At 64.5% G+C, this 9,303-nt stretch carries 9 protein-coding genes; 1 reads left to right on the forward strand and 8 read right to left on the reverse strand.

Translation table 11 applies throughout. The features are described from left to right. Positions 1 to 133 precede the first annotated feature (133 nt). Positions 134 to 1,372, forward strand: a complete 1,239-nt coding sequence (locus O2807_07250; protein ID MDA1000298.1) for an MFS transporter — start codon at positions 134 to 136, stop codon at positions 1,370 to 1,372. Between the two features lie 3 nt (positions 1,373 to 1,375). Here O2807_07250 and O2807_07255 read toward each other — a convergent pair whose 3' ends face one another. The 8 genes from O2807_07255 to O2807_07290 all read right to left on the reverse strand — a co-directional run. Beyond that, positions 1,376 to 2,632 (reverse strand): serine hydroxymethyltransferase, encoded by a 1,257-nt coding sequence (locus O2807_07255; protein MDA1000299.1) that lies wholly within the window; start codon positions 2,630 to 2,632, stop codon positions 1,376 to 1,378. 296 nt (positions 2,633 to 2,928) lie between these two features. Then, on the reverse strand, positions 2,929 to 3,711 hold the full coding sequence (locus tag O2807_07260; protein ID MDA1000300.1) for an SDR family NAD(P)-dependent oxidoreductase: 783 nt from the start codon (positions 3,709 to 3,711) through the stop codon (positions 2,929 to 2,931). 33 nt (positions 3,712 to 3,744) lie between these two features. After that, positions 3,745 to 4,059, reverse strand: coding sequence for a MoaD/ThiS family protein (locus O2807_07265; protein ID MDA1000301.1), 315 nt, complete (start codon positions 4,057 to 4,059; stop codon positions 3,745 to 3,747). A 9-nt stretch (positions 4,060 to 4,068) separates the two neighbouring features. Then, positions 4,069 to 5,958 carry a hypothetical protein gene (locus tag O2807_07270; GenBank protein MDA1000302.1) on the reverse strand — a complete coding sequence of 630 codons (1,890 nt, stop codon included), beginning with the start codon at positions 5,956 to 5,958 and terminating at the stop codon, positions 4,069 to 4,071. A gap of 16 nt (positions 5,959 to 5,974) precedes the next feature. Then, positions 5,975 to 7,300, reverse strand: coding sequence for an FAD-dependent oxidoreductase (locus O2807_07275; protein ID MDA1000303.1), 1,326 nt, complete (start codon positions 7,298 to 7,300; stop codon positions 5,975 to 5,977). 3 nt (positions 7,301 to 7,303) lie between these two features. Next, positions 7,304 to 7,786 carry a 4Fe-4S dicluster domain-containing protein gene (locus tag O2807_07280; GenBank protein ID MDA1000304.1) on the reverse strand — a complete coding sequence of 161 codons (483 nt, stop codon included), beginning with the start codon at positions 7,784 to 7,786 and terminating at the stop codon, positions 7,304 to 7,306. Positions 7,787 to 7,921: 135 nt separating this feature from the next. Then, entirely contained in the window at positions 7,922 to 8,599 is a 678-nt protein-coding gene (locus O2807_07285) for a nitroreductase family protein (protein MDA1000305.1), read from the reverse strand. 75 nt (positions 8,600 to 8,674) lie between these two features. Continuing rightward, the coding region (locus tag O2807_07290) for an EamA family transporter (protein MDA1000306.1) at positions 8,675 to 9,303 on the reverse strand (629 nt) is incomplete at its 5' end.

Here is a 9,303-nt window from a genome sequence, read left to right on the forward strand (position 1 = left end):
CCCCCCTTCTCGGACGCCCGGATCACCGCCGCCGTCCACCAGCTGGAAAAAGCGGGCGGCACGAAAGCGGAGATCGCGCCCTTCGAGGGGTAATTTTCCGGCCGGCGCATGCCGGAACGGAAACCCAGCCGAGGTGAAATTGTCTTCAGCGGACAGCCACCTATCCAGGGCGACCACCCTGCGCATCTTCCTGCCGTTCGGGTTCGGGTACTTTTTTTCGTTTCTCTTCCGTTCGGTCAACGCCGTCATCGCGCCCGATCTCGTTCGAGAACTCGGCGTCTCCGCCACCGATCTCGGCCTCCTGACAAGCGTGTACTTCCTCACATTCGGCTCGTTCCAGTTTCCACTTGGAATGCTTCTCGACAGGTACGGACCGCGCCGGATCGGAACCGCCCTGCTCTTCACCGCCGCCATCGGCGCCTACATCTTCGGATCAGGAGAAAGTCTTTTTGCCCTCGTACTCGGCAGGGCACTCATCGGCCTGGGCTTCTCCAGCGCGCTGATGTCGGCCTACAAAGCCAATACCATCTGGTTTCCGAAAGAAAAACTCGCCCGGATGGGCGGAATCACGCTCACCTTCGGCGGAATCGGCGCCCTGGCCTCGACCTCTCCCGTCGCGGCGATGCTTCAGGTGATGAGCTGGCGGGGTGTGTTTTACTTCCTCGGAGCCCTCACGGTGCTGGTCGCGCTTTCGATATTTATCTTTGCCCCGAAAGAAGAGCAGAACAGCTCCGGGGAGAGCTTCTCGGAGCAGCTGGCCGGCACCAGACAAATTCTTTGCAGCCGTGATTTCTGGCGGTACACGCCGCTCGTATCGCTGACCTTCGCCGCCTTCCTCTCGCTGCAGGGCCTTTGGGCGGGGGCCTGGCTCCGCGATATCGCCCATGTTTCAAGAAGTGCCGTCGCCACCCATCTTCTTGTCGTTGCGGCTGCGATGACGGCGGGGTTTTTTATTTTCGGCTGGCTCACGGACGCACTGCGGGAAAGGGGCATCGCAGAAACCACGGTGGTGGCGGCCGGCACTGCCGTCTTTTTGATCATGCAGCTTCTTTTTTGTTTCGGATTTACCCGGTGGACGTATCTGACCTGGGCGATCTTCGGCTTCGCCGGGACATCGGCGGTGGTGGGTTATCCCATTCTCTCGGGGATATTTCCGCCGCATCTGGCGGGCAGAGTCAATACAACGCTCAATTTCTTTCTTTTCGCGGCTTCCTTCTCCGCACAATACGCGATGGGCGCAATAATCGACCTCTGGCCTCCCGCGCCCGGGGGCGGGTATGACCCGCGGGCCTATCCGGCCGCCATCGGTCTCATGATCGCCTTCCAGCTGGCCGCGCTGATCTGGTTCATCCGGCCGGCGCGCCGGAAATAAACCTCACTCCGGGCGCGCGCCCCCCGGTCCCATCGGGAATTTCGCGCAGAGCGACCGCACGTCATCGCGGATCGAAGCGAGGCGCGCCTCGTTCTCGATGTCATCGAGCACATCCGCCATCCAGCCGCCAACCGTCTCCATCTCGGCCTCTTTCATCTTGCGCGAGGTGAGGGCGGGGGTGCCGATGCGGACCCCGCTGGTGAGGGTGGGTTTGCGGGTATCGAAGGGAATCGCGTTCTTGTTGACGGTGAGCCCTGCCTGCCCGAGGGCGGTCTCGGCCTTTTTGCCGCTGAAGCCAGCCTCTCTGAGATCCATTAAAATGAGATGGTTGTCCGTTCCGCCGGAGACGAGCCGGTAGCCCCGCTTCAAAAGGGCGCCGGCCAGCGCCTTGGCGTTCTTCACGATCTGTGCGGCGTAGTCGTTAAATTCCGGGGTTGCGGCTTCATGGAAGGCCACGGCCTTGGCCGCAATGATGTGCATGAGGGGGCCGCCCTGCATCCCGGGAAAGATGGCCTTGTTCATCTCGGCGGCGTAGTCCGCATCGCAGAGAATCATCCCGCCGCGCGGGCCGCGCAAGGTCTTGTGGGTGGTGGTGGTGACGATCTGGGCATGCCCGGCCGGATTCGGGTGCTCGCCCGCGACGATGAGGCCCGCGATGTGGGCGATATCGGCCATGACGACCGCGCCGACCTCGTCTGCGATCTCGCGGAAGCGCTTGTAGTCGATCTGCCGCGGATAGGCGCTGGCACCCACAATGATGATCTTGGGCCGGTGCTCCTTGGCCTGCTTTTCCACTTCCTCGAAATCGATGACATGGTTTTCGGGATCGACGCCGTAGGCGGCCACCTTGAACCACCTGCCCGAAAACGTCACCGGATGGCCGTGGGTGAGATGCCCGCCGTGGGAGAGGTTCATCCCCAGGATGGTGTCCCCCGGCTCGAGGAGGCCGAAGTAGACCGCCGCATTCGCCTGGGCGCCGCTGTGGGGCTGAACGCAGGCATGATCCATCCCGAAGAGGGCCTTGGCCCGCTCGATGGCCAGCGTCTCGGCCACATCCACGAACGCGCAGCCGCCGTAATAGCGTTTTCCGGGAAGGCCCTCGGCGTATTTGTTCGTCATGACGCCGCCCGCCGCTTCCATGACGGCGGTGCTGACGTAATTCTCCGAGGCGATCAGCTCAAGCTCATCGGCCTGTCGTTTTATTTCGTTTTCCATGGCGTCGAATATTTCGCGATCGACATTTTCGAGTGCGGATGCCATCCCGGTGAACCTCCGTATGACGGCGCAAGACAACGGAAATGGGCAGGACCGGAGGGCCGAGAGCCGCTCCAAGGACGTGGCCGGACGCTAACAAAGCCCGCTGCTTCCGTCAATTCATTCGCCCCGGACGAACGGGCGGGCGATACAGTGTCCACGCGCCTTGGCCTGACCCGGCATACATGCGACAATGTTTTTCAAGGCTCTTCCGATTCGGAGCAAGTGCGCGGCATTTTCGCACGATAAGGCTTTTCTGAAAGAATTGAACACCCGCCCCCGCTAGAGAAAATCCCCCCGCGTCAGAGCAGACTGATCCCCCCGTCGAGCAGGATGACGGAACCCGTCATGAACGCGGAGGCGTTCGAGGAGAGATACACCGTGAGGGCGCCGATCTCCTCGGGCTTCGCGATGACGCGCAGGGGGACGCGTTCGAGAAATTTTTTCTTGAGCGCGGGGTCTTCCCGCAAGGGCCAGCCCATGTCGGTGTCGAATTGCCCCGGGGCGATGCAGTTCGCCCGGATGCCGAGCGGCGCCCAATCGAGCGCGAGCGATTTCGTCAGGTTCATCACCGCCGCCTTGCTCGCCCCGTAGATCGAAAGATCCGTCCGCCCGCGCACGCCCGCGACCGAACCGAAATTGACGATCCGCCCACCGCCCGATTTCTGCACCTCCCCTTTCTGCATGTGGGCCGCCGCCGCGCGGCAGACGTACATGGTTCCATAGACATTGATCTCGAACGTTTCCATCATCGCCTCATCGGACATCTCGATGGTCGGAACGCGATGACAGATCCCCGCCGCATTTACCGCAATGTCGAGGCGGCCGAGCTCGACCGCCGCCCGGTCTACCGCCTCCCGGACCGCGGCGGGAGACTTCAGATCGAGGGGACAGACGGCCGCCCGTCTTCCCAGCGCGCGGATCTCTCCGGCAACCTCTTCGAGTTTTTCTTCATTCGTCGCGGCCAGCGCGAGATCCGCCCCCGCCTCGGCCAGGGCGACCGCCGCCGCGCGGCCCAGCCCCCGGCTCGCCCCCGTCACAAAAGCAGCCGCTCCGTCGAGCCGCATCGCATCCAGAACGCCCATTTGTGCGCATCTCCTCTTCCGGCCGGATCGGCCTCAGCCGCCCATGTATTGTCCCATGAGAATAATCGTGTCGCCGTCCTTCGCTTCGGAATTCAGGTTGTGGCGGATGCCCAGGACGGCGTCGTTGACGGCAATCTCGATGTGCTCGCCCAGCTCGCCGGAGCCCCGATCCCAGAGCGCTTTATCGAGATCGGGAAAACGGACGCTCAGCCGCTTGAGGACGGTGCGGACAGTATCGCCCGGCAGGAGCGGCTCTTCGAACTCCTTGCGCTCGCTGCCATCCCCGCCGACGAAGACCGTCGCCCAGGCGATGAGCTCGAAGTGAATGGTGGGCTTATCGCTGCTCATGACAAACCGTCAGGTACGGGAGGCTTCGGCGCCCCAAAGCGGCTCGAGCAGCTCCTCCAGCTCGAGTGCGCGCAGCGTCTCGGGCAGAGGCCTTCCGCTCTTGCGATCGTAGCCGACCGTCTCATACCAGATGTCGAGCATCTTGTCCCAGTGATCGAGAATAGACAGCCCGGCGACCGGGCCATCCACCGGAGTCGAGCTGTAGCGCAACGAGGGCTTCTCCATCTCGGGCCCGATGCCGCAGCGGAGGCTGAAGGCACGGAACATGGCGCCCACCCTTCTTCCGTGGCGGATGGCTTCATCGCTGCGGTAGTCCCAGCCCGTGGCCGCCTCCACCGAGCGGCAGAGGATGTCCATCGGGGCGCGGGTGGTGAAGGAGCAGGCGCCGAGGGAGTCCTCGAAGTGGCGCCTTCCGCGGAGGGTGCCCACCTGCTTGGGGACCATTTCGGGGTCCTGCGGATCGATGCGGGCAGGCATGCCCATCTCCGTCTGGAAGGCGGCCGGGCCGGTTTCCAGCGTGCCCGAGCTGGCCACGCAGGTGTCGATCATCTCCTCCCAGCGGGAGCGGTGATCGTGGCCGCGCGGGGAGTTGCCGTTTCCGGCGTAGATGGCGCAATCGGCCGCCGGGCCGCCGAATTTCTCGCTGGCCCGCTTCACCCCCTCGGCCAGAAGATCTCCCAGCCCCTCCCGCCGGCTGAGCATCTGGAGAAGGCGGTTCGCCCCCTCGACGTCCCCCCACTCGAGCCGGAAGCCGAGGTCCTTCTCGGTGATGTATTCTTTCTCGATGCATTCCATCACCCAGCCGCACAGCCAGCCGAATTCGTTCACATCCACGCAGGCCCGATCAATCTGGGTGTTGAGCCAACTGACATCCGCCGGCTCGGTGCAGCCGATCGTCCAGCCGGCGCCCGACCAGCCTTCGTATTCGGGCTCATCCACCACCTCGCCCTTGTGGGGCCCCGAACCGATCACCTGCATGTGGCAGTGGTGCATCCCGCAGGCGCTGCACTGGTGCCCGCGGTGATCGAAGCCCGCGCGCAGGCTTTTCGCCTGCCATTTCTCCTTGTCCACATCCTCGGGCCAGGCGTTCGTGGTGTAGTTTCGGATGGGAAGCGCCCCCATGCTAAAGAGGCCGGAGACCCCGCCCAGGGTGCCGTACTGGTAGAGGCCCTTGGTGGTCGGGTCCGTCTGGAGGGAGTGGGCGATATCGTCCGCCGCCGTGAAGAGCGCCCGCGGGTGCGCCGCCGACAGGGCCCGGCCGCCGCGCTCGATGGCGACCGCCTTCACCTTTTTCTTCCCCATCACGGCGCCGCAGCCGTTCTTGCTCGCCACATGGCCGTAGTCGCCCTGGATCGCCGCAAAGCGCACGAGATTCTCCCCGGCGGGGCCGATGCTGTAGACGCTCAGGTTGTGGCCACTCCGCTGGAGGATGCCCTCGAGCGCCTGTTGAGTTTCCCAGGTGTCCTTGCCGAGCAGGGCGGAGGCGTCCTTGAGATCAACCTTGCCATCCTGGATATGGAGATAGACCCAGTCGGGCGCCTGCCCCTGAAAGACAATGGCGTCATAGCCGCAGAGCTTGAGGTTCGCGCCGAAAAAGCCGTTCGCCTGGGTGTTCGTCCCCCCGTTCGTCATCGCGCCGCGGGTGACGACGGTCAGCCCGCCCGTCCCCCAGACCGGAAGCCCGGCCAGGGGCCCGGTCGCCAGAACAAGCCGGTTGTCGGGATGATCCCATCCGGCCTCGGCGGGCACTTCTTCCCAGAGAATCTTGGCGCCGAGGCCCGCGCCGCCGACCCACTTGCGGCGATCCTCGGGAGAGAAGGCCTCCCCCCAGATTTTTCCACTCGAGAGATCCACCCGGAGAATCTCTCCGGCGTATGCGTAGCAAGTGGTGTCGGTCAAGGCTTCATGCTCCTCTCTACGAAACGTTGATCTCGCGCTCGGGCATCGAGGGACGGCCCAGGAGTGTCCGGGGCAGGAGATCTCCCACCGTGCCCGACGCGACGAAAGCCGATTTCACATGGAAGGGATTCTCCCGAAGGTGATCCTTCCACTCCGAGATGTCCCGGCCGGTCTGCACCAACCCCTTGAGCATGCCCACATCGTTCGTGGTCCAGATGTCGCCGGATTTTCCGAGAATGATGGCGCCCGTCAGGCGGCCACCCCGGAAGAGCAGCTTCCGGTAGGCGGGCCGATCCGCCTGAACGCCTTCGATCACCTCGGCGCCCGAATCCTCCCAGCTGCCGAAGCTGGCGATCTCCAGATCGAGCACATCCACGATGTTCATGAGAAGGCTGCCGCCGTAGGCCGCATCCTGGCCCGCCATGTTGGCGCCCGCGACGCGGCCGTGCTGCATGGCGGTGGGCTCGATGGCGTGAACGGCCGCCCCGCCGGTCACGAGATCTTTCCCCTCGGCAATATCGCCGGCAGCGTAGACATCCGGCGCGCTCGCGCGGAGATGGTCGTCCACCACCACCCCGTCTTGCACCTCGACCCCCGAGCCCTCGAGCCATTCGAGATTGGGCCGGATGCCGGTCGCCATGATGACGAGATCGGCCGGGATGCCGCTCTGCCCCTTCATCTTTACCACCTTGGCGCCGCCCGCGTCTTCAATCGCAGTCACCTCGGCGCCCGCGTGAACAGCCACCCCCTCATCGGTCAGCCATTTTTCAACGAGGGCCGCGCCCTGCGCATCCACCATGCGCGGAAGGATGCGGGGGGCGATCTCCAGGATGGTGAGCTGGACTCCCTGCCGCACCAGGGCGTTCAAAATGGTGAAGGAGATGAATCCCGCCCCGACCATCGTGACGCGCGCGCGCGGGGCCAGCCCGGCGACAACCGCTTTCGCCTGATCGAGCGTCCAGAAGCTGTGCACCCGATCGCCGTCCGCCCCGGGAATCGGAGCGCGCACCGGGGAGGAGCCCGTCGCGATCAAGAGGGTGTCGTAATCGAGTTCCTCACCGTCATCGAGATGAAGCTTCTTGGCGCCCGTGTCGAGCCGGGCGGCGGATTTTCCGATGCGCGCTTCGACCTTCAGCTCCGCGAGGCGCGCCGCGGTGGCCGTGTAGACCTGGGACTCGCCGATCTCCCCCGCGAGGTAGTAGGGAAGCACCATCCGGGCATAGGGGGTCTCGCGCGAGACGAGTACGATCTCCGATGCGCCGCCGTCGATCTCGCGGATGGTGGTGATGGCGTTCCAGCCGGCGGTTCCGCCGCCCACGATGACATGCCGTTTCGCCGCCATGGCCTATCCTCCCACCGCCGCGAGCGGGCCCGCGCCCGTGCGGCTTCTCTCGGAGGCGAACCCGGCCAGCCAGTCGGCGGACGCCGCTTCGGTGTAAAGGATGGCGTCGGTCGGGCAGACGCTCACGCAGGCGGGCTTTCCGCCGCACAGGTCACATTTGATCACCTTGTGGGTGTCCGCGTCGTAGAACATGGTCCCGTAGGGGCAGGCGATGGTGCAGAGCTTGCACCCCACGCAGCTATCGTTTTCGACTTCCTTGGCCCCGGCGGTGGAGATACCGATGGCCTCGACCGGGCAGGCCGTGAGGCACCAGGCCTCATCGCACTGCGGGCAGGTGTAGGGCGCATAGCTGGTGTGCCCCTCGAACGCCGACACCCGGATCACCGACTTCGAGGGCTGGAAAGTTCCAGTCTGCTCGTAGGAGCAGGCGATCTCGCACCGCAGGCAGCCGGTGCAGCGCTCGGGATGAATTTGCAGTACTTTCATCGTCTCTCCTCAATGACCGTTCCGGCAAAACCCCGCCGCCGCACACAAACACATGCTCTTGGGCTTTCTTCCGGGAGAAGACAGCCAGTTTCGCAAAAGAAGGCCGGAGCGGTCAATCGCGGCTCCGTCCTTTCTTCATCCCTTTGAGTCGTCCCAGCCGTCCAGGTGGGTGCGCCCAGCCGCGGGCACCCGGGCCGTCGGCCCGTATTTCGCGGCCGGGTGCCCGATGGGGATGAGACAGGCCGTCCGGATGTAAGCGGGAATTCCGAGCGCCTTCTTCACTTCATCCTCATAGCGGCAGTGCAGCGTCGTCAGCACGGCCCCGAGCCCCCGCGCCAGGGCGGTCAGGAGAAGATTCTGCACCGCCGGGTAGATGGATGCATAAACGCTGTTCATCCCCATCACGGTAGGTGGTCTTCCATCCGTATCGCCGAAGGAGACCACCTTCATGTTGAGGCAGGGGATGATGAGGACGGGAATGTCTTCGAGGTGCTCGGCGAAGTGATCGCCCGCGGGATTTTTCTTCCACCGCTCAATGGCGGCGGCCGCCTCGGGGATCGTCTTCGCCTGCTCGGCGACGTGCGCCTTGTAGTCGAACCAGGAGCGGGCGTAGTACGCGCGAACGGCGGCCTTTTTCTCCCGATCGCGCAGCACGACAAAGTGCCAGGGCTGGCGGTTACCCCCGCTGGGCGCACGGACGGCGGCATCGAGAAGCGCCTGAACGTCTTCGTCGCTCACCGGTGCGCCGGTGAACTTGCGGATGGCGCGCTGGCTGTACATGGCATCGCGCAAGGAAATATCGGCTTCAGACATGACAGATCCCTTTCAAGAAATATGGAGGAGAATTACCGGCCACTCTATCAGAGGCGAGGCGGGACTTCCAGGGAATCAGTTGCCACTCCACACGATGACCAGCCCCCCGCCGAGGGAAAGCAGGGCGCCGATGACGACGCGGAGCGTCACGCGCTCGAGCCGCCGGAAAAAAAGCCAGCTGAGCAGAATGACCAGAAGCACCGAAAGCCGCCGGATGGGCACAACTTCCACCAGGTTGCCGTTCTTGATCGCCACCCAGAAGCAAAGCGCCGATATGGAATTGAGCACGCCCCCCAGAAGCGCCGCGCGGACGCCGCGCCGACTCCACCCCTTGCCGAGCCTGCCGCGCTCGAGAACCGGGGCAAACCCCAGCTGCAAAACGCCCGCCACCAAATTGGCCACCCCCAGGGCGAGCGTCGCCGAGGGGATGTAGGCGAAGCCCAGCTTGCGCAGGGTGGGCGCAAAGGAAAACGCCACCGCCGAGACCAGCGGGATGATCCAGACGATCGGCCGCATCCGCCCGCCGCCCTCTTCCCGCTCACCGACCAGAAGCGCCGTGCCCGCCACGATGCCCATCGTTCCCGCCGCCGTGCCCACCGTGATCTGCTCTCCGATGATGAGCACCGCAAGAATCGCAGACCAGATCGGCTGGGTCTGGGAGAGCACCTGCGTCCGGGCAAGCCCGATGGCCTTGATCGAAAAGA

This window comes from bacterium, assembly GCA_027622355.1.
Classification (GTDB): Bacteria; UBA8248; UBA8248; order UBA8248; family UBA8248; genus JAQBZT01.

What these genes read in the sequence shown, in the direction of transcription:
- O2807_07255 (MDA1000299.1), bottom strand. Translation starts at nt 2,632, where the DNA reads ATGGCATCCGCACTCGAAAATGTCGATCGCGAAATATTCGACGCCATG.
- O2807_07260 (MDA1000300.1), bottom strand. Translation starts at nt 3,711, where the DNA reads ATGGGCGTTCTGGATGCGATGCGGCTCGACGGAGCGGCTGCTTTTGTG.
- O2807_07265 (MDA1000301.1), bottom strand. Translation starts at nt 4,059, where the DNA reads ATGAGCAGCGATAAGCCCACCATTCACTTCGAGCTCATCGCCTGGGCG.
- O2807_07275 (MDA1000303.1), bottom strand. Translation starts at nt 7,300, where the DNA reads ATGGCGGCGAAACGGCATGTCATCGTGGGCGGCGGAACCGCCGGCTGG.
- O2807_07280 (MDA1000304.1), bottom strand. Translation starts at nt 7,786, where the DNA reads ATGAAAGTACTGCAAATTCATCCCGAGCGCTGCACCGGCTGCCTGCGG.
- O2807_07285 (MDA1000305.1), bottom strand. Translation starts at nt 8,599, where the DNA reads ATGTCTGAAGCCGATATTTCCTTGCGCGATGCCATGTACAGCCAGCGC.